The 23,442-nt window shown below is 67.5% G+C and carries 25 protein-coding genes and 1 riboswitch; of the genes, 13 read left to right on the forward strand and 12 right to left on the reverse strand.

The window, feature by feature from the left end:
* Genes thiS through thiC form a run of 3 tightly spaced genes read right to left on the reverse strand, consistent with a single transcriptional unit; the run spans position 1 to position 3,176 of the window.
* Positions 1-198 (reverse strand): sulfur carrier protein ThiS, encoded by a 198-nt coding sequence (thiS, locus tag ACLIJ1_RS10035; RefSeq protein WP_411365367.1) that lies wholly within the window; start codon positions 196-198, stop codon positions 1-3.
* Entirely contained in the window at positions 192-1,277 is a 1,086-nt protein-coding gene (locus ACLIJ1_RS10040) for an FAD-dependent oxidoreductase (protein ID WP_411365368.1), read from the reverse strand. Before ACLIJ1_RS10040 ends, thiS begins: the two co-directional genes overlap by 7 nt.
* Positions 1,278-1,280: 3 nt before the next feature.
* The gene (gene thiC / locus ACLIJ1_RS10045; RefSeq protein ID WP_411365369.1) at positions 1,281-3,176 is read right to left on the reverse strand and encodes a phosphomethylpyrimidine synthase ThiC; all 1,896 of its coding nucleotides are present in this window, start codon (positions 3,174-3,176) and stop codon (positions 1,281-1,283) included.
* 100 nt (positions 3,177-3,276) lie between these two features.
* Positions 3,277-3,391: riboswitch (TPP riboswitch) on the reverse strand.
* A gap of 98 nt (positions 3,392-3,489) precedes the next feature.
* On the opposite strand from thiC, the gene ACLIJ1_RS10050 reads away from it, so the two are divergent.
* Complete coding sequence (locus ACLIJ1_RS10050) at positions 3,490-4,350, forward strand: DUF6920 family protein (protein WP_411365370.1); 861 nt, start codon at positions 3,490-3,492, stop codon at positions 4,348-4,350.
* A gap of 3 nt (positions 4,351-4,353) precedes the next feature.
* Here ACLIJ1_RS10050 and ACLIJ1_RS10055 read toward each other — a convergent pair whose 3' ends face one another.
* Entirely contained in the window at positions 4,354-7,062 is a 2,709-nt protein-coding gene (locus ACLIJ1_RS10055; protein WP_411365371.1) for a cation-translocating P-type ATPase, read from the reverse strand.
* Positions 7,063-7,121: 59 nt separating this feature from the next.
* On the opposite strand from ACLIJ1_RS10055, the gene ACLIJ1_RS10060 reads away from it, so the two are divergent.
* On the forward strand, positions 7,122-7,529 hold the full coding sequence (locus ACLIJ1_RS10060; RefSeq protein WP_411365372.1) for a DUF302 domain-containing protein: 408 nt from the start codon (positions 7,122-7,124) through the stop codon (positions 7,527-7,529).
* Here the strand turns inward: ACLIJ1_RS10060 and ACLIJ1_RS10065 are convergent.
* From ACLIJ1_RS10065 to ACLIJ1_RS10075, 3 genes are all read right to left on the reverse strand, one after another.
* Entirely contained in the window at positions 7,511-7,729 is a 219-nt protein-coding gene (locus ACLIJ1_RS10065; RefSeq protein ID WP_411365373.1) for a hypothetical protein, read from the reverse strand. The genes ACLIJ1_RS10060 and ACLIJ1_RS10065 overlap by 19 nt on opposite strands.
* Positions 7,726-8,262, reverse strand: coding sequence for a hypothetical protein (locus ACLIJ1_RS10070; protein ID WP_411365374.1), 537 nt, complete (start codon positions 8,260-8,262; stop codon positions 7,726-7,728). The genes ACLIJ1_RS10065 and ACLIJ1_RS10070 overlap by 4 nt, the downstream gene beginning before the upstream one ends.
* Before the next feature lie 173 nt (positions 8,263-8,435).
* Positions 8,436-9,329 (reverse strand): LysR family transcriptional regulator, encoded by an 894-nt coding sequence (locus ACLIJ1_RS10075; RefSeq protein WP_411365375.1) that lies wholly within the window; start codon positions 9,327-9,329, stop codon positions 8,436-8,438.
* Between the two features lie 95 nt (positions 9,330-9,424).
* Between ACLIJ1_RS10075 and ACLIJ1_RS10080 the strand changes: the two genes are divergently transcribed.
* Complete coding sequence (locus tag ACLIJ1_RS10080) at positions 9,425-10,429, forward strand: sodium-dependent bicarbonate transport family permease (RefSeq protein WP_411365744.1); 1,005 nt, start codon at positions 9,425-9,427, stop codon at positions 10,427-10,429.
* A gap of 6 nt (positions 10,430-10,435) precedes the next feature.
* Here ACLIJ1_RS10080 and ACLIJ1_RS10085 read toward each other — a convergent pair whose 3' ends face one another.
* Together ACLIJ1_RS10085 and ACLIJ1_RS10090 are read right to left on the reverse strand one after the other, a co-directional pair.
* Positions 10,436-11,359, reverse strand: a complete 924-nt coding sequence (locus ACLIJ1_RS10085; RefSeq protein ID WP_411365376.1) for a ketopantoate reductase family protein — start codon at positions 11,357-11,359, stop codon at positions 10,436-10,438.
* Between the two features lie 25 nt (positions 11,360-11,384).
* A complete protein-coding gene (locus ACLIJ1_RS10090) occupies positions 11,385-11,699 on the reverse strand; it encodes a hypothetical protein (protein ID WP_411365377.1) in 315 nt (104 codons plus the stop codon).
* A gap of 136 nt (positions 11,700-11,835) precedes the next feature.
* On the opposite strand from ACLIJ1_RS10090, the gene ACLIJ1_RS10095 reads away from it, so the two are divergent.
* The 4 genes from ACLIJ1_RS10095 to ACLIJ1_RS10110 are packed head-to-tail and all read left to right on the forward strand — an operon-like array spanning position 11,836 to position 16,326.
* Entirely contained in the window at positions 11,836-13,125 is a 1,290-nt protein-coding gene (locus tag ACLIJ1_RS10095; protein ID WP_411365378.1) for a GTP cyclohydrolase II, read from the forward strand.
* Positions 13,122-14,357 (forward strand): URC4/urg3 family protein, encoded by a 1,236-nt coding sequence (locus ACLIJ1_RS10100; protein ID WP_411365379.1) that lies wholly within the window; start codon positions 13,122-13,124, stop codon positions 14,355-14,357. The genes ACLIJ1_RS10095 and ACLIJ1_RS10100 overlap by 4 nt, the downstream gene beginning before the upstream one ends.
* A 33-nt stretch (positions 14,358-14,390) precedes the next feature.
* On the forward strand, positions 14,391-15,020 hold the full coding sequence (gene upp / locus ACLIJ1_RS10105; protein ID WP_411365380.1) for a uracil phosphoribosyltransferase: 630 nt from the start codon (positions 14,391-14,393) through the stop codon (positions 15,018-15,020).
* A gap of 4 nt (positions 15,021-15,024) precedes the next feature.
* Positions 15,025-16,326: an amidohydrolase family protein gene (locus ACLIJ1_RS10110; protein WP_411365381.1), complete on the forward strand. Its 1,302-nt coding sequence runs from the start codon at positions 15,025-15,027 to the stop codon at positions 16,324-16,326.
* Here ACLIJ1_RS10110 and ACLIJ1_RS10115 read toward each other — a convergent pair.
* The 3 genes from ACLIJ1_RS10115 to ACLIJ1_RS10125 form a co-directional block, all read right to left on the reverse strand.
* Positions 16,298-16,564, reverse strand: coding sequence for a DUF167 domain-containing protein (locus ACLIJ1_RS10115; RefSeq protein WP_411365382.1), 267 nt, complete (start codon positions 16,562-16,564; stop codon positions 16,298-16,300). The two genes, ACLIJ1_RS10110 and ACLIJ1_RS10115, sit on opposite strands and share 29 nt — an antisense overlap.
* A gap of 10 nt (positions 16,565-16,574) precedes the next feature.
* A complete protein-coding gene (locus ACLIJ1_RS10120) occupies positions 16,575-16,913 on the reverse strand; it encodes a zinc ribbon domain-containing protein YjdM (protein WP_411365383.1) in 339 nt (112 codons plus the stop codon).
* Positions 16,914-16,983: 70 nt separating this feature from the next.
* Entirely contained in the window at positions 16,984-17,934 is a 951-nt protein-coding gene (locus ACLIJ1_RS10125) for a cupin domain-containing protein (protein WP_411365384.1), read from the reverse strand.
* A gap of 108 nt (positions 17,935-18,042) precedes the next feature.
* On the opposite strand from ACLIJ1_RS10125, the gene ACLIJ1_RS10130 reads away from it, so the two are divergent.
* From ACLIJ1_RS10130 to ACLIJ1_RS10155, 6 genes are all read left to right on the forward strand, one after another.
* Positions 18,043-18,876 (forward strand): NAD(P)H-binding protein, encoded by an 834-nt coding sequence (locus ACLIJ1_RS10130; protein ID WP_411365385.1) that lies wholly within the window; start codon positions 18,043-18,045, stop codon positions 18,874-18,876.
* A gap of 176 nt (positions 18,877-19,052) precedes the next feature.
* Complete coding sequence (locus ACLIJ1_RS10135; protein ID WP_411365386.1) at positions 19,053-19,949, forward strand: transporter substrate-binding domain-containing protein; 897 nt, start codon at positions 19,053-19,055, stop codon at positions 19,947-19,949.
* Between the two features lie 27 nt (positions 19,950-19,976).
* Positions 19,977-20,885, forward strand: coding sequence for an amino acid ABC transporter substrate-binding protein (locus tag ACLIJ1_RS10140; protein WP_411365387.1), 909 nt, complete (start codon positions 19,977-19,979; stop codon positions 20,883-20,885).
* A gap of 112 nt (positions 20,886-20,997) precedes the next feature.
* Positions 20,998-21,897, forward strand: a complete 900-nt coding sequence (locus tag ACLIJ1_RS10145; protein WP_411365388.1) for an amino acid ABC transporter substrate-binding protein — start codon at positions 20,998-21,000, stop codon at positions 21,895-21,897.
* Between the two features lie 135 nt (positions 21,898-22,032).
* Positions 22,033-22,773 (forward strand): amino acid ABC transporter permease, encoded by a 741-nt coding sequence (locus tag ACLIJ1_RS10150; protein WP_411365389.1) that lies wholly within the window; start codon positions 22,033-22,035, stop codon positions 22,771-22,773.
* A 1-nt stretch (position 22,774) separates the two neighbouring features.
* Positions 22,775-23,440, forward strand: a complete 666-nt coding sequence (locus ACLIJ1_RS10155; RefSeq protein ID WP_411365390.1) for an amino acid ABC transporter permease — start codon at positions 22,775-22,777, stop codon at positions 23,438-23,440.
* Positions 23,441-23,442: the final 2 nt, after the last annotated feature.

A 23,442-nucleotide genomic window follows, 5' to 3' on the forward strand; every position in this document is an offset into this window, starting at 1 on the left:
TCAACCTCCGACGATGGCTTGAAAGGTGAGCACGGTGTCTCCAGCGCACAGCAGTTGCGAGGCGCGCTGGTCGCGCGCGACGAACTCGCCGTTGACAGCGGTCGCCACCGCTTCGGGCTGCACGCCCTGCGCCATGAGCAGCGCAGCCAGCGTCAGGCCATCGGGGCAAGGCAGGGTGAGGTCGTTGAAGGTCAGCATGGGGTGGCGGGCGCAGGGGGGAGTTCCAACTGTTCCACCAGCGCGGGTGCGAGCAGCCAGCCGTGGCGGAACAGGCCGTTGATGCGCAGCAGACCGGGCGTCTGTTCGATGCGCGGTTCGTTGTCGGGCAGGGCGGGCCGCAGGTTGGCTTCCAGGTGCACGATGCGCGCCTCGGCAAGCTCGGGGATCACGCTGTGCGCCGCGGTCATCAGCTCGACCGCGCTGCGCAGGCTGACCGGCGAACGGTCATCGCTCTCGATCTCGCTGGCGCCGACCACGAACAGGTCACCCGGGCGCGGCACGATGTAGACGCGGTGGCGCGGGTGCAGCAGGCGCACCGGGCGCTGCAGCTTCACACCGGGGGCGTGCAGCCAGATCACCTCGCCGCGCACACCCCGGATCTTCAAGTCCGGCCGGGCACCCACGCCGCGCACATCGATGGCCAGATCCACCGCCACGACTTCTCCGTCGGCGAGCGCGATCTTCCCGGGCTGCAAGCGCTCCAAGCGTTCGCCCCAGCACCAATGAACATTGGGCGTGTGCACAGCCAGTGCGGTCAGCATGTCGCGGCTCATCACCTGCGCTTCGCCGGGCAGCAGCCAGGCGTGCAGCCCTGGTGCCAGTGCAGGTTCCAGCGTGGCCAGTGCCGTCTGATCCAGCGGCTGCGGCGCCGGCAGTTCGCCCGCCAGGGCGGGTGCGGCCTCCAGACGGGCCAGCACTCGGCGCGCGGCGCCCAGGTCGGCGCCGTGGGCCACCATCAGGCTGCCGTGTTGCGCGAACAGTGGCGTGGTACAGCCATCTTCGCGCAGCGCTTCGGCGATGCCGCGCCACAGCGCCAGCGAGCGCCATCCCAGCCGCGCGATGTCGGGGCCGGCGTTGTCCAGCTCGGCGATGGGGCTGAGCATGCCGGCCGCGGTGAAACCGGCGGCGTGTTCAGACCGCGCGTTCAGCGAACCGGTGTCCGGCGCCTGCGGGCCGGGGGCCGGGTCGAACACCGTGACCGCATGTCCGGCGCGACCGAGCTGCCACGCCAGAAGCCGTCCCAGCACGCCGGCTCCGGCAATGCCAATGCGGGCCATGGCTCAGCCTCTTTTCGAGCTCAGTGAATCCACTGGCACGTAGAACTCGCCGCCCACGGCCTTGAACTCCGCGCTCTTCTGCGCCATGCCTTCCGACAGGGCCTGCTCTTCGCTCAGGCCCTGGGCGGCGGCGTAGTCGCGCACGTCCTGCGTGATCTTCATGCTGCAGAACTTGGGGCCGCACATGGAGCAGAAATGCGCCTCCTTGGACGAGTCCTTGGGCAGGGTTTCGTCGTGGTAGGCCTCGGCCGTCTGCGGGTCCAGGCCGAGGGCGAACTGGTCGCGCCAGCGGAATTCGAAGCGCGCCTTGCTCATCGCGTCGTCGCGCGCGCGCTGTCCAGGGTGGCCCTTGGCCACGTCGGCGGCGTGTGCCGCGATCTTGTAGGCAATGATTCCCTGCTTGACATCGTCGCGATCCGGCAGGCCCAGGTGTTCCTTGGGCGTGACGTAACACAGCATGGCCGTGCCCATCCAGCCGATCATCGCCGCGCCAATCGCCGAGGCGATGTGGTCGTAGCCCGGCGCGATGTCGATGGTCAGCGGGCCCAGTGTGTAGAACGGCGCTTCGTGGCAGTGCTTGATCTGCTCATCCATGTTGGCCTGGATCATGTGCATGGGCACGTGGCCGGGGCCTTCGATCATGGTCTGCACATCGTGCTTCCACGCAATCTGTGTCAGCTCGCCCAGCGTGCGCAGCTCGGCAAACTGCGCCTCGTCGTTGGCGTCGGCACCCGACCCGGGGCGCAGGCCGTCGCCCAGCGAGAAGGTCACGTCGTAGGCCTTCATGATTTCGCAGATCTCGTCGAAGTGCGTGTACAGGAAGTTCTCTTTGTGATGGGTGATGCACCACTTGGCCAGGATGGAGCCGCCGCGCGAGACGATGCCGGTGCGCCGCTGCGTGGTGAGGTGAATGAACGGCAGGCGCACGCCGGCGTGGATGGTGAAGTAGTCGATGCCCTGTTCGGCCTGCTCGATCAGCGTGTCGCGGAAGATCTCCCAGGAGAGGTCCTCTGCAATGCCGCCGACCTTTTCCAGCGCCTGGTAGATCGGCACCGTGCCGATGGGCACCGGCGAGTTGCGCACGATCCAGTCGCGCGTGGTGTGGATGCTCTTTCCGGTGGAAAGGTCCATCACCGTGTCGCCGCCCCAGCGGATCGACCACACGAGTTTTTCGACTTCCTCTTCGATCGACGAGGTGACGGCCGAGTTGCCGATGTTGGCGTTGATCTTCACCAGGAAGTTGCGGCCGATGATCATCGGCTCGACTTCGGGGTGGTTGATGTTCGCCGGGATCACTGCACGGCCGCGCGCCACCTCGTCGCGCACGAACTCGGGCGTGATGGTGTCGGGAATGCGGGCGCCCATGGGGTTGCCCTTGAGGCGCGCCTCGCGCTCGGCGCTGCCGAGGTATTCCTTCATCCACTCGCGCTTGCCGTTTTCGCGGATGGCGATGTATTCCATCTCGGGCGTGACGATGCCTTGGCGGGCGTAGTGCATCTGCGTCACGTTGCGACCGGCCTTGGCGCGCAGCGGCTGGCGCTGCAGGCCCACCGCCTCGGCGCGCAGGGCTTCGATGCGTGCGTCGGCGACTTCACCGTGCTTGCCACCATCGTCCAGCGCCACGCGGCTGCGGCCTTCGTAGGCCTCGGTGTCGCCGCGCGCGACCACCCACTGGCTGCGCACCGGCGAAAGGCCCCGGCGCACATCGATGGTCGCTGCGGGGTCGGTGTAGGGGCCGGAGGTGTCGTAGACCGTGACCTGTTCTCCATTGGTCAACGCGATCTCGCGCATCGGCACCCGCACGCCGGCCTGTGCGCCGGGCACGTAGATCTTTATCGACTGGGGGAAGGGTTCGCGGGTGAGCGTGAGCAGCTGCTGGAGCTTGTCGGGGGCGTTCATCGGGCGGTCTCCTGATTGAAAAAGCTGTTGCGAAACGAACAGCTCCGGAGGACCGCCACGAAGGACCACAGGCAAGGGCGGATGCGCCCCCTTCATGGGTCCTTCAAGGCAACGCTCTTCTTTCGCCGGTACTAGCCGGATCAAGTTCGCGGGTTCGGTTGTTCAACCATCTCAGCGCCAGACCTTGGAAGGCCGGAGCACCCCGGAGCAGGCGCGCAGTGTAGCGTGGAAATTCTTGAGCCAGCGCAATGTCCCTGCGGAAAGAGTCCGGCAACGCACAGACGTTGGCCGCCCGCTGTGTAGGCTGATGACCATGAACTGGTTCACCGGGATTCTTCTGTTCGGGGTGGTGGTGGTCCTCGTGGTCGCAGGTCTTGGGTTGCTCGGTGCACGGCGCTGGGCGAAGGCCACGCAGGTCATTCATGCGCGTCTGGAAGCGCTGCGCCGGCCGGCCCGGCCCGGCGTCTACGACCCACGTGACATCGAGGGCTTGCCGGCACCGGTGCAACGGCATTTCCGTGCCGTGCTCACCCCGGGACAGCCGATGGTCACCGCGCTCACACTCGAGCACACCGGGCAATTCAACATGTCCCCCGGCGGCGAGCAGTGGAAGCCGTTCACCTCACATCAGCGGGTGGTCGTGCAGCGCCCCGGCTTCCTCTGGGACGCGCGCATTGCCATGCTGCCCGGCCTGCCGGTGCGCGTGCACGACAGCTACGCCGATGGCCGGGGCCTGCTGCACGCGGCCGTGCTGGGCCTGTTTCCAGTGGCCGATCTGGAGGGCGGTGGAGAGCTGGCGCGCGGCGAGCTGATGCGCTTCTTTGCCGAAGCCGCCTGGTACCCCACAGCCCTGCTGCCCAGCCAGGGCGTGCAATGGACCGCGGTGGACGAGCACAGCGCCAACGCCACCCTGACCGATGGCGCGCTCGCGCTCACCCTGCTGTTCCGATTTGACGATGCGGGCATGGTGCGCTCGGTGCTGGCGCAGGCGCGTGGCCGCATGGTGGGGCAGGAGATCAAGATGGCGCCATGGGAAGGCACCTGGTCCAACCACCAGCGTATCGATGGCATGACCGTGCCGCTGACCGGCGAGGTGGCCTGGCTGCTGCCCGAAGGCCGCAAGACCTACTGGCGCGGCACCGTCACTTCGCTCGCCTACGAGTGGTCGACCTGACGGTCAGGCGGGTGCATGCGGGCGGCGGGCGCGTTGCACCCCCTTGATGCCTTCGAACCAGACCACGCTCAGGACCCCCAGCCCGCAGGCCGCGGCCAGTTCGTGCAGCGGCAGCGGCGCAAAGCGCAGCAGGCCGACCAGCCAGGGGATGTAGAGGGCGGCCATCAGCATGGTCAACGCCATGCCCACGACCACCCAGAGCATGGTGTTCGGCGCGCGCAGCGTGACCCAGACCGGCGCGGTCGCCGAGCGGTTGGAAAAGATCAGCGCCAGGTTGCCCACCACCAGGGTTGCGAAGGCAAAGGCCCGGGCCTCTTCCTCGGGCAGGCGCGGCGCGGCCCAGGCGAAGGCGCCCATCACGGCGGCCAGCACACCCAGTCCCTGCAGCAGCGCCAGCCAAAGGCTCAAGCCACCGAACAGCGGCGCGCTGGCGTCGCGGGGTGGTCGCCGCATCACGTCGTCGTCGGCGGGCTCGTTTTCAAAGGCGATTGAGCAGGCCGGGTCGATGATGAGTTCGAGAAAGGCGATGTGCATCGGAAACAGCAGCGAGGGCCAGCCCAGCAGCACCGGCAGCAGCGCCATGCCGGCGATCGGCACGTGCACCGCGAGCACGTAGGACATCGCCTTGCGCAGGTTGTCGAAAATGCGCCGCCCCAGCCGCATGGCGCGCACGATGGCGGCGAAGTCGTCGTCGATCAGCACCAGCGACGCCGATTCGCGCGCCACATCGGTGCCGCGTTTTCCCATCGCCACACCCACGTGCGCGGCGCGCAAAGCCGGGGCGTCGTTCACGCCGTCGCCGGTCATGGCCACGATGTCGCCGCGCGCCTTCAGCGCCTGCACGATGCGCAGCTTCTGCTCCGGCGCAATGCGGGCGCAGACACTCACGTTTGCCATGCGCTCACTCAGTGCCGTGTCGCTGAGCGCTGCCATCTCGTCGCCGGAGAGCACTTCTGCGTCTGAGCCCGCCAGCCCGGCCTGCTGTGCAATCGCCTGGGCGGTCGCCGGGTAGTCGCCGGTGATCATCACCACGCGGATGCCTGCGGCGCGGCATTCGGCGATGGCCGCCGGCACCTGCGGGCGCACCGGGTCCGCCAGACCCAGCAGGCCGATGAAGCGGAAACTGAAATCGTGTTCGCCTTCGGGCCAGTCCTGCCCTTCGAAGGTGCTGCTGGCCACCGCCAGCACGCGCAGCCCTTCGGCGGCCAGCCCGTCGACCACGCCGGCGATGTGGGCCTTCTGTGCATCGTCCAGATGGCACAGGTCCATCACGGCCTCGGGAGCGCCCTTGGCAGCGACCGTCTGCGTGCCGCCGTCCGCCGCCGCCCACACGTGCGACATCGCGCGCAGCGCAGGGCTCAGCGCATAGGTCTGCACCAGCCGCCAGTCGCGGTGCAGGTGCTCGGTGTCGGTGAGGAAGCGCTCACCCAGCTGGTGGAACGCCTTCTCCATCGGATCGAACGGATCCACCACACTGGCCAGGATCGAGAACTCCACCAGTGTGTGGAAGGCTTCGGGCAGTGGCGCGTTGCCCAGCGACTCCAGCGCCAGCCGGTCCGGCAGCGCCACGCCGCCGGCGGCCAGGTGTGTCACCGTCATGCGGTTGCCGGTGAGGGTGCCGGTCTTGTCGCTGCACAGCACCGTGGTCGCACCCAGCGTCTCGATGGCGTTGATGCGCCGCGTGAGCACGCCTTCCTTCGCCAGGCGCCGCGCGCCCAGTGCGGGGAACACGGTCATCACCACCGGGTATTCCTCCGGCAGCATCGCCATTGCCAGGGCGATGCCGGCCAGCACCGCCTGCAGCCAGTCGCCGCGCACGAGCCCGTGCACCACCACCAGCGCCAGGCTCAGAACCAGCGCCAGCAGGGCGAGGTTGCGCACCAGCCGGGTGGTCTGTTTCTGCAGTGGCGAGGTTTCGTGTTCGACCTTGCCCAGCGCGGTGCCGATGCGGCCGATCTCGCTGCGTGCGCCGGTCGCGGTGACGCGGGCCAGCGCATGGCCTTGCACGATCAGCGTGCCGGCGTAGACCGTGGGCAGATCGTCGCCGCCGGGGCGTGCGCTGCCGGTTCCTTCGGCAGGGACCGGCTTTTCCGCCTGTTCCTCCGGCAAGGCCGCGCGCTTGGCCACCGGGACCGCTTCACCGGTCAGCAGCGACTCGTCGGCCTGCACGCCGTGCGCCGACAGCAGCAGGGCGTCGGCCGGCACCCGGTCGCCCTCGCTCAGCTGCAGCAGATCACCGCGCACCACGTCGCTGCCGGCAATGCGCTGCGGCGTGCCGTCGCGGATCACCAGCGCGCGCGGGCTGGTCAGGTCGCGCAGCGCTTCGATGGCGCGCTCGGTCTTTCCCTCCTGGTACAGCGTCAGGCCGAGCGTGATCACCACGAACGCGAGCAGGGTCAGGCCTTCCCGCAGGTCGCCAAACACCATGTAAAGGGTGGCCGCGGCCAACAAGAGCAGGAACATGGGCTCGCGCGCGGTGTCCAGCGCGATGGACAGCAGGCTGCGGCGTTGCCCGCCGGGCAGAGCGTTGGCGCCGTCCTGGCTGAGGCGCTGCGCCGCTTCGGCGGCGGTCAGGCCCGGTTCCGTGGCGAAGTCGCTGGCGTTGTTGTCGGTGTTCAAGGATGGCTCACGGGTTTTGTTGCCGGCAGCAGCACCGGCGTGGGGAATCTTGCTCCAGTGTGCACCCGGGTCGGTGCGCTGTCGAACCGACATGCCCCCGGTTTTCACTGATCGTCGGCGTACCGCTTCATCCCGAGAAACAGGACCACACCATGTACGGCTTCACCAGCACGATCCAGGGCACTTCGTTCGGCGAAGCGCTTTCACACACCATCGAATTGCTCAAGGAAGAGGGCTTTGGCGTGCTCAGCGACATCGACGTGCAGGCCACGATGAAGGCCAAGCTGGGCGTGGACATGTTGCGCTACCGCATTCTCGGCGCCTGCCACCCGCAACTGGCGCACAAGGCCTTGCTGGCCGAGCCCAACATCGGCCTGCTGCTGCCGTGCAATGTGATCGTGCGGGAGATCGCGGAGCGTGAGATCGTCGTGGGGTTTCTCGACCCGCAGGTCATGGTCGAACTGGTGGGCGGTGCCGGTGTGAAGGCGGTGGCCGACGACGCCGAACAGCGTCTGCGCCGTGTCTGCACCAACCTCAGCGGTCACACGGTGCCGGTCTGACGCCCTTTGGCCGGGAGCCGTTGCCGTCCGGGCCTGGTGAACTCCAGGGCGGCTCCGGGGTCCTCTTCTCCGGCCACCGAGGTGTTGTCTCCATCGTTGGCTTCGTCGTGCGGCATGGTTGCCTCCGCAACCGTCGCCGCCGGCCTCGGCGCCTTCAGGCGCAGGATCGTTCGACCCGACAGGGTGGTGAGTGTGTTCATGCGAGGCTGACCTCTCTGTAGTCGCCCACCGAAGCGTCGATCACTTCCTTCGCGATGGCGGTTTCGTCCAGGGTGCGCGCTTCCACGACCAGCACCACCTGACCGCTGGCGATCGCGTCTCCGACCAGTGCCGACAGCCAGCCTTCTTTCTGGGTGCTGTCGGGTGCGTCGGTGTTGATCGCGCCGGCCGTGGCGCCCAGGATGCCGCCGATGCTGGCGCCCCAGCCCAGCATCACCAGCGGCGCGAGCAGCGGGCTGGCCACAAAAAGGCTCACGTTCGCTGCCACCAGTGCAACATGTGTCAAGCCGCCCAGGCCGGCGCCCACCGCGGTGCCGATGGTGCCGTCCACCAGCACGTCCTTGAGCACCGCGTTGCTGTCCTCTTCGGGCACGGGAGCCTGGGCTGGCGTGTCGGAGTCGAAGATCTGCACCCGCTCGCGCGGCAGACCGCGTTCGAGGAGCGCGTCCAGCGCCTTTTCGGCATCGGCGCGGACGGAGAAGAAGCCAGAAATGTGGTGGCGGTAGGTGTCCATGGCGTCGTTCCTCGAGGCCCGGGCAGGGCGGGCGTGGAGGGACCTTAGCCGCGCTGCAGGCGTGGGTCCGTGCGGAAGGGCACACAGGGCGTTCCAAGGCGCGCACTGGACGCATCCCGCCACCTTCTCACTCTTGAACAACGGTCTCCGGTCTGGCAGACCTCTGCCGCCGCTCAGGCCTGGGCCGCGCTGCGCAGCAGGTGTTCGCGGAACACCGTGGCGATGGGCGAGAGCTGCTTGGCCCGGGGATGGACCAGGTGCCACTGCGAGCGGATGGGGAAGCCGCTGACCGGCAGCACGCACAGGTCCTGGCCGAGTTCGCTGTCCTTGAGGGCGTGGCGCGAGACGATGGCGACGCCCAGGTGTCCGGCGACCGCTTCCTTGATGGCCTCGTTGCTCCCGAGTTCCAGTTTCAGACCCGGTTCAAAGCCATGTTGCGCAAAGTGCCGGTCGATCGCCAGGCGGGTGCCGGAGCCGCGCTCGCGCAGGATGAAGCGATCACCCTGCAGCGCCTTGAGCGCCAGGCGCTGGCGCTGCGCGAGCGGATGGTCGGCTGCAGCGATGAGGACCAGCGGGTTGTCCAGGAAGGTCCGGTCCTCCAGATCGATGTCGGCCGGGGGCTGCGACATGACGTAGAGGTCGTCGCGGTTCTCGCGCAGGCGTTGCACCACGCCATCGCGGTTGAGGACCTCCAGCGAGATCTCGATCTCGGGGTGGCGGGCACAGAAGTCGCCAAGCAGGCGTGGCACGAAGTACTTGGCCGTGCTCACCACGGCCACGCGCAAGCGGCCCCGGGTCAGGCCCTGCATGGCGTTGACCTGCTGGCCAAAGCGCTCCCACTCGTCGACGATGGCGCGTGCGGTCCGGGCCAGTTGCCGGCCGGCGTCGGTCAGGAACACCTTGCGGCCGATGACTTCGTACAGCGGCAACCCCACGGACGCGGAGACCTCACGCAGCTGCATGGACGCGGTGGGCTGCGTGACGTGCATCGCCCGCGCGGCCGAGCTGACGCTGCCGGTGTCGGCCAGCGCCAGAAAAAGCCGCAATTGCCGGAATGTGATGCTCATCGAGTTTTATCTATGTATACGTACCAAAGAATCGATTTTACGGAATGCATGTGGATCGCCACAATCCGCGTCCGACGAAGGAACTTCCCATGAATCTGAACAACCTGGTCGATCCGGCCATCCTGTTTTTTGTGGTCGGCGTCGTGGCCGGCCTGGTGCGGTCCAACCTGGAGATCCCGCCCGCGATCTCCCGCTTTCTTTCCATGTATCTGCTCATGGCGCTGGGGCTCAAGGGCGGGTTTGCGCTGGCAGCATCGGGCCTGAACACACAGGTGGTCGCAGGCCTGGGTCTTGCGGTGCTGCTGGCCGTGGTGGTGCCGCTGATCGGCTACACGCTGCTGCGGCGCTGGGTCTCGGGCTTTGACGCCGCCGCTCTCGCCGCCACCTACGGTTCGGTCAGCGCGGTGACCTTCATCACGGCGACCGGGCACCTGGACAAGATCGGCCTGCCTTACGGCGGCCACATGGCGGCGGCCATGGCGCTGATGGAGTCGCCCGCCATCGTGCTGGCGGTGCTGATGGCCAATCGATTGCGACAGGCGTCAGCGGCGCCGTTGGTGGTGGGCTCGGGGGGCGCCGCCGCATGGGCCGGACCGGCTGGGGGCGCTCACACGGACTGGCGCAAGCTGCTGCACGAGTCCTTCACCGATGGTTCGCAGCTGCTGCTGATCGGCGCCATGGCGGTGGGTCTGATGACCGGCGAGGCCGGGCGCGAAGCCATGCAGCCGTTCTCGGGCGACCTGTTCAAGGGCATGCTCGCGTTCTTCCTGCTGGACATGGGGCTGATGGCTGCTCGCAACCTTCCGGGGCTGAGAGGGCGCTCGCCGGTGCTGCTGGCCTATGCGGTGCTGGGCCCGTTGCTGCATGCGTCGCTGGCCTGGGGCCTGGCCCGTGCTGCCGGTCTGCCGGCGGGCGACACCGCGCTGCTGATGACGCTGGCGGCCAGTGCTTCCTACATCGCGGTGCCCGCGGTGGTGCGTTACGCCATTCCCGAAGCCAATCCCTCGCTGTACTTCGGGCTGTCGCTGGGGCTGACCTTCCCGCTCAACCTGCTGCTGGGCATCCCGCTGTACACGCAGCTGGCGCAATGGGGTGCTTGAGGCGCTTCAGTCTGGCGGCCGCCGTTCCGCCAGCCTGACCATCGCCCACAACACCCGATTGACGGGTGTGGGCACGCCCATCGCCTCGCCGCGGCGAACCACGTAACCGTTGAGATGGTCGATTTCGCTGGGCTTGCCGCGCATCAGGTCCTGAGCGGTGGAGGAATATTGTGAGGGCATGGTCTCCGCGATGCGGCGCACGGCGAGTTCGACATCGCCGGGAATCGTCACGCCATCGGCCGCGGCGACCGCGCGGCACTCGGCGATCACGTCGCGCATGATGTCCGGCACGCCAGGTTGCTTCACCAGCTCGCCGTAGACAATGCGACCCACGGCCGAAAGCGCGTTGTAGGCGCAGTTGAGGATCAGCTTGGTCCAGAGCGCGCCGCGCACGTTGTCGCTGATCTCGGTCGGCACGCCGGCCGCGATCAGCGCCTGGGCGACCTCGCTGCTTTTAGGCGAAGGCTCGATCACCAGTTCGCCGCGCCCGTGGTGACGCAGGTGGCCGGGGCCGGCCATCTCGGTCGCCACATAGACCACGGCGGCCGCCACCTGCACACCCGCCAGCACCGCGCGCAGCCGCTCGGCGTTGTCCACGCCGTTCTGCAGGCACAGCACCAGCGCACCGGGCTTGAGGTGCGGCTGAATCTGCTCACCCGCGCTTTCGGTGTCGGGCGACTTCACCGCGAACAGCACCAGGTCTGCGTCGGCCACGGCCGACGCCTCGGTGCTGGCCGCCACCGGTACGGCTTCGTCGAAGGTCAGGGTCTGCATGCGCAGGCCCTGTGCGCGGAACACCTGCACATGCTGCGGCCGTCCGATCAGCGTGACGAGGTGGCCGGCTCGGGCCAGCATGCCACCGTAGTAGCAGCCGACGGCACCGGCGCCGAGCACGGCGACGCAAAGCGAAGAGGTGGGCGCGGAGTTCATGCAGGCATTCTAGGAATGCCGCCGTTCAGATCGCGAGGAGCTTCGAGATCGCTGCGATGTGGGCCGGTGTCGGCTTTTCGGACGGCATCTCGTCTTCGGCCGCGCTGGCGTCCTCGTGCGCCTGGATGGCGGCCACCATCGCGTACTGGTTCTCCCACGACAGAGTCTTGCCTTCGGGGCACATGTCGCGCAGCGTGCCGAACCAGTAGTAGCCGTCCTTGCCGCCGAACAGCTGGTCGATGCCGGCGGCGTCACCGGACTTCAGGCCGGCGCCGCTGAGAATGAGTTTGAGCTTGTGGTGCGAGACGGAGTAATGCATGGCGTCGGATGCGCGGTTCAAAGGGCCGGCATTGTACGGACTCCCCTGTGGCTTCACGGCTGGCACTGCCCTTGCTATAACGAAACCGGGTGACGGCAGCGACGCTGCGTCGGTGCCGCCGGATCGCCATTTCTTGGCTTTGACCAGGTGCATGCTCATGTCCGCAGACGCTACTTCTTCCGCCGGCAACCTGCCCGAAACGGCACAGACGCCGCACCCGCGCCACATCCGGCTCACGTCGCATTCCGGCGGCTTCGGGGCGCTGCCCATTGTCTGGGGGGCGGCCACGGCGCGCGAGCGCGGGCCGGTGGTGGGCACCACGCTCAACGTGTCCAACCGCAATGTGATCGGCACCCACAGCGGCAGCTACAGCGTGTACCGTGCGCTGGCCGTGGCGGCAGGGGCGCTCAAGCGCGAGCACCGTGCCGACCTGACCAACACCGCGCCCACCGACGCGATCGGCCCCTACCCGCAGTGGGCCGACCCGGGCAAGATCGTCAGCATGGACCCCTGGGGCGCGGTGATCGCCGACGTCTATTCCAACGAGCTGGCCGCGGGCTACGACATCCGCCCGACCATTGCCGTGACCAAGGCGCACGTGATCCTGCCCGAGGTGATCGACGCGCTGCAGAAGGGCCGGCTGAAGCCCGACGGCCAGTTCCTCACGGCGGGCGGTGCGGCCGTGGTGACCAAGGTGGCGGTGGAACCGGTCTGGTACCTGCCGGGCGTGGCGAAACGTTTTGGCTGCACCGAGGCGGTGCTGCGGCGCGTGCTGTTCGAAGAGACCGGCGGCATGTACCCCGAGCTGGTCACGCGCTCCGACCTCGAAGTCTTCCTGCCCCCCATCGGCGGGCAGACGGTCTACATCTTCGGCAATCCGCGCGACCTGGCCGACCCGTCGGTGACGCTGACCGCGCGCGTGCACGATGAGTGCAATGGCTCGGACGTGTTCGGTTCCGACATCTGCACCTGCCGGCCCTACCTCACGCACGCCATCGAGGAATGCATCCAGGGCGCGCAGAACGGCGGCGTGGGCCTCGTGTCTTACTCGCGCAAGGAAGGCCGGGCGCTGGGCGAGGTGACCAAGTTCCTGGTCTACAACGCGCGCAAGCGCCAGGTCGGCGGCGACACGGCCGACCAGTATTTCGCCCGCACCGAGTGTGTGGCGGGCGTGCAGGACATGCGCTTCCAGGAGCTGATGCCCGACGTGCTGCACTGGCTGGGCGTCACGAAGATCCACCGGCTCGTCTCTATGAGCAACATGAAGTACGACGCCATCACCGGCTCGGGCATCGAGGTCGGCGAGCGCATCAACATCCCGGATGAGCTGATCCCTGCCGATGCGCGGGTGGAGATGGACGCCAAGATGGCGGCGGGCTACTTCACGCCCGGGGCCGTGCCCGACGCCGAGGAGCTGAAGATCGCCAAGGGCCGGGGGCTGTCTTGAGCGCAGAGACCGACACCCCCGCCGGCGCGGCCCGCGCGCTGCGCTCCACCACCGCCGTGCGCGAGCGCGCGCGCCAGCTGCTGGCGCGTGCCCGCGCCGGCGCCTCCGAGGGCTTCGCGGTCAACGACGGTGCACTGGCGCTGGCCGCCAGCACGGTGGCCGAACTCACCCGAGCCCGCTTTCCCGACGGCCGCATCCCGTACCACAGCCGGTGGCGGCACTTCGAGGCCGGCGGCGTGGACCGCGCGGGCCAGCTCGACGTGCTGCTGGGCCCGGTGGACGCGGCGGTGCGCGCCCGCGCGCAGATCGACCTGGCGCTGGTGAGCGTATTGCTCGATGCCGGGGCTGGCCCGCAATGGCGGTACCGCGAAGCGGCCAGCGGCCAGGAATTCGCCCGTTCCGAAGGCCTGGGGGTGGCGAGCTTCCACGCGTTCACCGCCGGCCTGTTTTCCAGCGACCCGGCGCAGCCGCTGCGGGTGGACGCCGCCGGCCTGGCCGCGCTCACGGCGGCGCAGCTCGGGGCCGCGTTTCAGGTGAGCGAGGCCAACCCGCTGGTGGGACTGGAGGGGCGGGCTGCTTTGTTGCGCCGCCTGGGCGCCGTACTGGCCGCGCAGCCGGATGTGTTCGGCATCGCCGGGAGACCCGGTGGCCTGTTCGATGCGCTCACCGCGCACGGCGGTGGCACGGTGGCGGCCCACGACATCCTGGTGCTGCTGCTGGACACGCTCTCGGGCATCTGGCCGGCGCAGAACACCATTGGCGAGCAGGCGCTGGGCGACTGCTGGCGCCACCCCGCCGTGACGGGCGAGGGCCTCACCGCCGGCTGGATGCCGTTCCACAAGCTCTCGCAGTGGCTGACCTATTCGCTGCTGGAGCCGTTCGAATGGGCCGGCGTGCGCGTGACCGGGCTGGATGCGCTGACCGGCCTGCCCGAGTACCGCAACGGCGGCCTGCTGATCGACGCGGGCGTGCTGCGGCCGCTGCCGACCGACTGGGCCACGCGGCCCTGGCAGGCGGGCGACGAATTCATCGTCGAGTGGCGCGCGCTCACCGTGGCGCTGCTGGACGAACTGGCGCCGCTGGTGCGCACCGAACTGGGCCTGAGCGCGCAGCAGATGCCGCTGGCCTGCGTGCTCGAAGGCGGCACCTGGGCGGCGGGCCGGCTGCTGGCCCAGCGGCTGCGCGACGGCCTGCCGCCGCTGAACATCGTCAGCGACGGCACGGTTTTCTGATTCCCTTCACACAACAACACAGAGGCACCTACCATGAGCAACGTCCACGTCATCGACCACCCGCTGGTGCAGCACAAGCTCACGCTGATGCGCCGCAAGGACGCCAGCACCAACAGCTTCCGCCGCCTGCTCAACGAGCTGTCCCTGCTCATGACCTACGAGGTCACGCGCGACATGCCGATGCAGGACATCCAGATCGAGACGCCGCTGGAGACCATGACCGCCAAGGTCATCGACGGCAAGAAGCTGGTCTTCGTGTCCATCCTGCGCGCGGGCAACGGCATCCTGGAAGGCATGCTCAACGTGGTGCCCGGTGCCCGCGTGGGCCACATCGGCCTCTACCGCGACCCCAAGACCCTGACCGCCGTGGAGTACTACTTCAAGATGCCCTCGGACATGCACGAGCGCGACGTGATCGTGGTCGATCCGATGCTGGCCACCGGCAACTCGGCGATCGCGGCCATCGACCGCCTCAAGGAGACACGGCCGAAGTCGATCAAGTTCGTCTGCCTGCTGACCTGCCCCGAAGGCCTGGCCGCGCTGCAGAAGGCCCATCCCGACGTGCCGATCTACACCGCCGCCATCGACCGCCAGCTCAACGAGCACGGCTACATCCTGCCGGGTCTGGGCGACGCGGGTGACCGCATCTTCGGCACACAATGAGGCCATGCTCGACCTGCTGATCACCCACGCCACGCTGCCCGACGGGCGCAGCGGCATTTCGGTTGCTGTGCAGGACGGCCGCATCGTCGAAGTGTGCGAGGGCCTGCTGGCGCCCGCCCATGAGACCATGGACGCTGCCGGCCAGCTGCTGAGTCCGCCGTTCTGCGACCCGCACTTCCACATGGACGCCACGCTGAGTTACGGCCTGCCGCGCGTGAACCAGAGCGGCACGCTGCTCGAAGGCATCGCGCTCTGGGGCGAACTCAAGCCGCTGCTGACCGAAGAGGCGCTGGTGGAGCGCGCGCTGACCTACTGCGACTGGGCAGTGGCCAAGGGTCTGCTGGCCATCCGCAGCCACGTGGACACCAGCGACCCCAGCCTGCTGCCGGTGAAGGCGATGCTGGAAGTCAAGAGACGAGTCGCGCCCTACCTGGACCTGCAGCTGGTTGCGTTTCCGCAGGACGGTGTGCTGCGTTCGCCCGGCGGGCTGGACAATCTGAAGCGCGCGCTCGACCTGGGTGTCGACGTCGTCGGTGGCATTCCGCACTTCGAACGCACCATGGCCGACGGCGCGATGAGCGTGAAGCTGCTCTGCGAACTCGCTGCCGAGCGCGGGTTGCCGGTGGACATGCACTGCGACGAAAGCGACGACCCGCTTTCGCGCCACATCGAAACGCTGGCCTTCGAGACGCAGCGCCTGGGCCTGCAGGGCCGCGCCAACGGCTCGCACCTCACCTCCATGCACAGCATGGACAACTACTACGTGAGCAAGCTGATCCCGCTGATCGCCGAGGCTGGCGTGAGCGCGGTCGCCAACCCGCTGATCAACATCACGCTGCAGGGCCGGCACGACACGTATCCGAAGCGCCGCGGCATGACGCGCGTGCCCGAGCTGATGGCGGCCGGCGTGTCGGTCGCTTTTGGTCACGACTGCGTGATGGACCCCTGGTATTCGTTGGGCAGTGGCGACATGCTCGAAGTCGCGCACATGGGCCTGCACGTGGCCCAGATGACCAGCCAGGCTGGCATGCGCCAGTGCTTCGACGCGGTGACGGTGAACGCGGCGAAGGTGATGGGGCTGGAGGGCTACGGGATCGCCGCTGGCCATGACGCCAGCTTCGTGCTGTTGCAGGCGCGCGACCCGATCGAGGCCATCCGTTTGCGCGCTACGCGGCTCAAGGTGTGGCGCAGGGGCCAGTTGCTGGCGGAGACCGCGCCGACCGTGGTGCAGCTGTCGCTTCCCGGCAGGCCGAGCAGCACCGGCTTCCTCACGGCCTTCAGGCCGGCCCGGCCAGCAGGCGGCTGAGTTCTTCTTCGCTCACGCCCGCGACCTCGACCCGCTTGGTGCGGCCCGAGGCCCCGAGCTCGATGCTGATGGCCGACTTGGGCACACCGCAGATCTCTGAGAGGAAGGCGATCAGCGCCTTGTTGGCGGCGCCGTCGACCGGCGGTGCCTTGAGCTGGATCTTGGGCTTGCCGTCGTGCAGGCCGACGCACTGCGTCTGCTTGGCGCCGGGCTGGCAGTAGACGACGATCTTGCCCACGGGAAAAAACTCAGCTCTTCTTCACGAACTCGGACTTGAGCTGCATGGCGCCAAAGCCCTCGATCTTGCAGTCGATGTCGTGGTCGCCGTCGACCAGGCGGATGTTCTTGACCTTGGTGCCGACCTTGATGACGGCCGACGAACCCTTGAGCTTGAGGTCCTTGACCAGGGTCACGCTGTCGCCGTCGGCCAGCACGTTGCCGAAGGCGTCTTTCCAGACCTTGGCCTCTTCGGCGGCCTCGGCCGACGCGGCCTTGCTCCACTCGTGGGCGCATTCGGGGCAAATGTAGATCTCACCGTCTTCGTAGGTGAATTCGGACTGGCATTTCGGGCAGGCGGGCAGGGACATGGGCTGGTGTGGACGGGTTTCGCGCGGTGCGCGCAGCCCGACACTGTACCCGCCGCATGTTCGCGGCCGCTCAGGCCTCCTGCAACCGGAACGGCATCAGCTTCTCCTTCGCGTCCTGCTCGCGGAACTGGCGCGGTGACTGGCCGGTGGTGCGCTTGAACACCTTGGAGAAGCCGAAGGCGTCCTGGTAACCCACCGCCTGCGCGATCTGCTCCAGCGTCTGACGGGTCTCGGACAGCAGCTGGATGGCCTTCTGCATGCGCAGTGTGCGCAGGTGGTTCAGCGGTGTGTCGCCCAGCGCGCTGCGGAAACGTTCGGCCAGGGCCGAGCGCGAGAGGCCGACCCGTTGTCCCAGTTCCTCCAGCGTCCAGCCGTGGGCCAGGTTGCCGTGCATGAGGGTGATGACCTGCCGGATCTGCCGGTCGGCAATCGCCTGGTTCCAGCCCGGGGTGTCCTGTTGTTCGCGCTGCGCGATCTCGCGCAGCGCGAAGGCGAACAGCGCATCCAGCAGGCCATGGGTGACGGATGCAGCACCCAGGTCCTGGTCGCTGAGCTCGCGGTCGAGCAGGCCGATGGTCAGCGGCAGGGCCGACAGCTGGGGCAGGCTGCCGGCGCGGATCACGAACCAGGGCGGCAGGCTGCGCAGGAAAGGGTGCAGCGGGTCGTGCCACAGCTGGTAGGCCGCGCTGATGACCTGGGTCGCGCCGGTGTCGGGCACCGGCGTCTGGTCCTCGCCCGCGAAGCGCGCGATCGGCACCGTAACACTGCGCCCGGGTGGCAGGCGGTCCAGCGAGAGCAGGTGCACGCAGCCCCGCGCCATCAGCACCAGATCGCCGGTTGACAGCTCGATCGGCTCGTCCAGATTGGGGGCGTGCACGAAGGCCCGGCCCCGCGTGACGGTGTGCAGGCCGAAGCTGCGTTCGCAAGGAAAACGCAGCGCCGCTTCGGGGGTGAGGGCGTGCAGGTCGAGCAGGCGACGGCGCAGGCCGGCGACATGGAGGATGTCGGAGAGGATGTCCATGGTCTGTATTCTATGGACGATCAGACATGAATGGTGGAATTTCATGCATTCCCGTTCGACGGATGAGAAAAGACACTGGAGCCCTTCCCAACACACAGGAGCATTTTGATGACCACCACCCTCGTGATCGGCGCCAACGGCCAGATCGGTTCCACCCTCGCCAGCCTGCTCGCCGCCCAGGGCCAGACCGTGCGCCGTGCCACCAGCCGTGCGCCCTCGCAACCCGGCGAAGTCCAGGTCAACATGGCCACCCGAGAAGGCCTGGCCGCGGCGCTGGCCGGTGCCGACCAGCTGTTCCTGATGGCGCCTCCCGGCTTCGCCAACCAGCACGAGCTGCTGATCCCTGCCATGGACGCGGCCAAGGCGGCCGGCGTGCGCAAGGTGCTGCTGCTCTCGGCCATGGGCGCGAACGCAGATGACAGCATCCCGCTGCGCCAGGCCGAGCTGCACCTGGAGCGTTCGGGTCTGGCCTGGAACGTGATCCGGCCCAACTGGTTCATGCAGAACTTCCATACCTTCTGGCTGCATGGCATCCAGACCCAGGGCCAGATCTTCCTGCCCGTCGGCAACGCCAAGGGCAGCTTCATTGACACCCGTGACATCGCCGCAGTGGCTGCGAAGCTGCTGTCGTCGGACGAATTCGTGAACGCCGCGCACGACATCACGGGCAGCGAATCGCTGGACCACACACAAGTGGCGGCCTTCCTGTCGGCAGCAGCGGGCCGGACCATTGGCTACACCGACATCCCCGAAGACGCGATGCGCCAGGGCCTGCTGGGCGCCGGTCTGCCGGCGGACTATGCCGAGTTCCTGCTGGTGATCCTGGGCGCGTTCAAGGCGGGATATTCGGAGCGCATCACCGACGGCGTGCAGCGCATCACCGGCAAGGCGCCGATTCTGCTGGCGCAGTACGCCCAGGACCACAAGGCGCACTGGGCCTGACGCAAGTTCTGCGGCGTTCGGAAACCCGTTGGATCGGCCTGGCCGACGGTCGGATTTCCGTTCGCCGGCGGCACCCGATCCCCGGTTTCAGGGCGAAAAACCGGGGATATGGCGGCTTGACTACGGGTTAGTACCGACTGGCATGCCCTTTGCGCTATGGACGGCACACTGTGCCCATGACTCCACTGCGTCACCTCCCTTTTCTGCTGCTGTTGCCCCTGGCCCTGTCCGCACAGGCCGAGACCACGGGGCTGCCGACGCTCGACAAGATCGCGCGCACGGCCACCATCAACCTGGGCCACCGCGAGTCCTCGGTTCCCTTTTCTTATTACGACAGCAAACGCCAGGTCGTCGGCTACTCGCAGGACCTGATGCTGGCGGTGGTCGAGCGCATCCGCAAGGAACTCAAGCTGCCGGCGCTGGCCGTCAAGCTGGTGCCGGTCACCTCGCAGAACCGCATCCCGCTGGTCCAGAACGGCTCGGTCGATCTGGAATGCGGCTCCACCACGCACAACCGCGAGCGGGCGCGCCAGGTCGGTTTTTCGGTGTCCATCTTCCAGACCAGCTCGCGCCTGCTCACGCGGCGCGACTCGGGAGTCAACGAACTGGCCGACCTCCAGGGGCGTCGCGTGGCCGTCACCGCCGGGACGACCAGCGAGCGCTCGCTGCTGCTGCACAGCGAGTCCACCGGCATGCGCTTTGATGTGCTGACGGTCAAGGACCACGGGGACGGATTCGCCCGTGTGCAGGAAGGTCGCGCCGACGCCTTTCTGATGGACGAGGCCATGCTCTATGGACTTCGGGCCAAGGCCGACCGTCCCGAGGACTGGCGCGTGGTCGGGCAGCCGATGGCGGCCGAGGTCTACGCCTGCATGCTGCGCAAGGACGATCCGCGTTTCAAGGCGCTGGTGGACCGCAGCCTGACCGAACTGATGCAGTCGGGTGAAGCCCTGAAGATTTACCGCCGCTGGTTCCAGTCCCCGATTCCGCCCAAGGGGCTGAACCTCAACTGGCCCGCCCCCGAGTCCCTGCTCGAGCTCTACCGGTCGCCCAACGACCGGCCGCTGGGCTGATCCGCGCCCGCACCACAAGGAACCACCATGCCGCAGCTCAGGTCCTTCGTCCGTCCCGCCCTTGCGTGCCTGCTCGCGCTGGGGCCGTGGCTGGCGGTCGGCCCTGCTCAGGCCGGCCCGGTGCTCGATCGCATCCGGTCGACCGGGACGGTGGTGCTGGCGCACCGCGAATCCTCGGTGCCTTTCTCTTTCGTGGGCCCGGACGGCAAGCCCCTGGGCTATGCGGTCGACCTGTGCCTGAAGGTGGTCGAGGCCCTGCGCAAGGATCTGGCGCTGCCCCGGCTCGAACCGCGCTTTGCGCTGGTGACGCCGGCCAACCGCATCTCGACCATCGAAGAGGGCAAGGCCGATCTGGAATGCGGCTCGACCACCAACAACGCCGAGCGCCGCGAGAAGGTGGCGTTCACGGTGCCGCACTACATCACCGGCGCGCGCTACCTCGTGCGCGCCGACAGCCCGATCGAGCTGCTGCGCGACTTCAAGGGGCGCAAGCTGGTCTCGACCAAGGGCACGACACCGCTGAAAGCCGTGACCCGGGCCAACAGCGAATACCTGCTGGGCATCCACCTGCTGGAAGCCCCGGAACATGCGCGCGCTCTGGACATGGTGGCCGCGGGCGAAGCCGACGGGTTCGTGATGGACGACGTGCTGCTGTACGGGCTGGCCGCCGGTCGCCCGGACCCGCAGGCCTTCAAGGTCGTCGGCAAGTTCCTGACCATCGAGCCGCTGGCGATCATGCTGCCGCGCAACGACCCTGAGTTCAAGAAGCTGGTCGACGACGAGATGAAGCGGCTGATCCAGACCCGGGAGGCGCACGCCGTCTACGAGCGTTGGTTCCAGAAGCCGATACCGCCCGCCAACCGGACCCTGAACCTGCCCATGAACTACCTGCTCAAGGATTTCTGGAAGTACCCCACCGACCAGGTGCCTGGCTGACCGCCGGCCCACTGCGTCAGCCCTTTCCCCCTCCCGCCGTTTTCACAGTGCCGGTGCACCTGCCGGCGGGGGATCTTTTGTCCCGTTGTTCCCAACCCACCAAGGAGTCACCATGAAAAAATCCCTGTTTGCCGTCGCTGCACTGCTGGCGATGTCGGCCGCCATGGCCCAGTCGACCGACACCCTCAAGAAGATCAAGGACAGCGGCACCATCACCCTGGGCGTGCGCGAAAGCAGCGGCGCCCTGGCCTACACGCTGGGCGACGGCAAGTACGTCGGTTTCCACACCCAGATGGCCGAAAAAGTCGCTGCCGACCTGCAGAAGCAGCTGGGCCTGTCCAAGCTGGAGGTGAAGTTCCAGCCGGTGACTTCCCAGAACCGCATCCCCCTGATGCAGAACGGCACCGTCGACCTCGAGTGCGGCTCCACCACCAACAATGCCGCGCGCCAGAAAGACGTGTCGTTCGCCGTGACCACCTACGTGGAAGAAGTGCGCATCGCCGTCAAGGCCAACTCGGGCATCACCTCCATCGCCCAGCTGGCTGGCAAGAACGTCGCCACCACCACCGGCACCACCTCGGTCCAGACCCTGCGCAAGCACGAGCGCGCCGCTGGTGTCGACTTCAAGGAAGTGTTCGGCAAGGACCACGCCGACAGCTTCCTGCTGCTCGAATCGGGCCGCGCCGACGCGTTTGTGATGGATGGCCAGATCCTGGCCGGCAACATCTCCAAGGCCAAGAACCCGGCCGACTACAAGATCGTCGGCGAAGTGCTGTCGGTCGAGCCCATCGCCTGCATGGTCCGCAAGGACGACCCGGCCTTCAAGAAGGCGGTGGACGACTCCATCAAGGCCCAGATCAAGGACGGCTCGCTGGCCAAGCTGTACGACAAGTGGTTCATGCAGCCGATCCCGCCGTCCAACACCAAGGTGGGCCTGCCGATGTCCGACGCCACCAAGGCGGCCTGGGCCAATCCGAACGACAAGCCGATGGAAGACTACGCGAAGAAGTGAGGCCCCCACGCTCCGCCGCTCTGCGGGTCGCTGCCCCCCGAGGGGGCTGATCCGGCTTGGGGCGGCCCGGCGCCGGATCGATCTCTCTCCGGCGTCGGGTTTCGTTTCTTATTCAGTTGAACTGGGGAATTCACCATGAGCTCATGGGATTGGCAGGTGTTCTGCAAGGACACCATCGACGGTGAGGTCCGTCCGCGTTGCTTCGGCGACGGCGGCGACATCACCTATCTGGACTGGCTGCTCTCGGCCTGGGGCTGGACCCTTTCTGTCGCCCTGCTGGCGCTGGTGGTGGCGCTGGCGGTGGGTTCGGTCATGGGGATCTTCCGCACCACTCCCAGCAAGCTGCTGGTGGCCATCGGCAATGTCTGGACCGAGCTGTTCCGCAACATTCCGCTGCTGGTGCAGGTCTTCCTCTGGTACCACGTGCTGCCGGCGCTGATCCCGCCGCTCAAGGCGGTGCCGAGCTTCCTGCTGGTGGTGTTCGCGCTGGGCTTCTTCACCTCGGCGCGGATCGCGGAGCAGGTGCGCGCCGGCATCCAGAGCCTGCCCAAGGGGCAGCGCTACGCCGGGCTGGCGATGGGCCTGACCTTGCCGCAGACCTACCGCTATGTGCTGCTGCCGATGGCGTTCCGCATCGTCATCCCGCCGCTGACCAGCGAGAGCATGAACATCATCAAGAACTCTTCGGTGGCGTTCGCCGTGTCGATCGCCGAGCTGACCATGTTCGCCATGCAGGCGCAGGAAGAGACCTCGCGCGGCATCGAGATCTACCTGGCCGTGACAGGCCTGTACTTCATCTCCGCCTTTGTCATCAACCGCATCGCCCTGTTCATCGAACACAAGGTGCAGGTGCCCGGCATGATCGGAGGGCACTGACATGAATCTGGACTTTTCCTTCCTGGATGGGTCGGTGCTGTCGAGCTTCGTGCTCAAGGGCCTGATATTTTCGGTGCAGCTGACCCTGGTGGCCATGATCGGCGGCATCGTGCTCGGCACGGTGCTCGCTCTGATGCGCCTGTCGGGCAAGAAGTGGCTCGTGATGCCGGCGGCGTTCTACGTCAACACGCTGCGGTCCATCCCGCTGGTGATGGTGATCCTGTGGTTCTTCCTGCTGATCCCTCTGCTGATCGGCAAGCCCATGGGCGCGGAGCTCTCGGCCATCATCACCTTCACCGTGTTCGAGGCGGCCTACTACTCCGAGATCATGCGTGCGGGCATCCAGAGCGTGCCCAAGGGACAGGTCCACGCGGGTTACGCCGTGGGCATGACCTACGGCCAGACCATGCAGCTGGTGGTGCTGCCGCAGGCCTTCCGCAACATGCTGCCGGTGCTGATGACCCAGACCATCATCCTGTTCCAGGACACCTCGCTGGTGTACGCCATCGGCGCCTACGACCTGCTCAAGGGCTTCGAGGTGGCCGGCAAGAACTTCAACCGCCCGGTCGAGACCTACCTGGTCGCTGCCGTCGTCTATTTCGTCATCTGCTTCTCGCTGTCGATGCTGGTGCGTCGCCTGCAGAAGAAGATCGCCATCATTCGGTAAGG

The sequence above is a fragment of the Hydrogenophaga sp. RWCD_12 genome (genome assembly GCF_046604225.1).
Lineage (GTDB): Bacteria > Pseudomonadota > Gammaproteobacteria > Burkholderiales > Burkholderiaceae_C > Hydrogenophaga.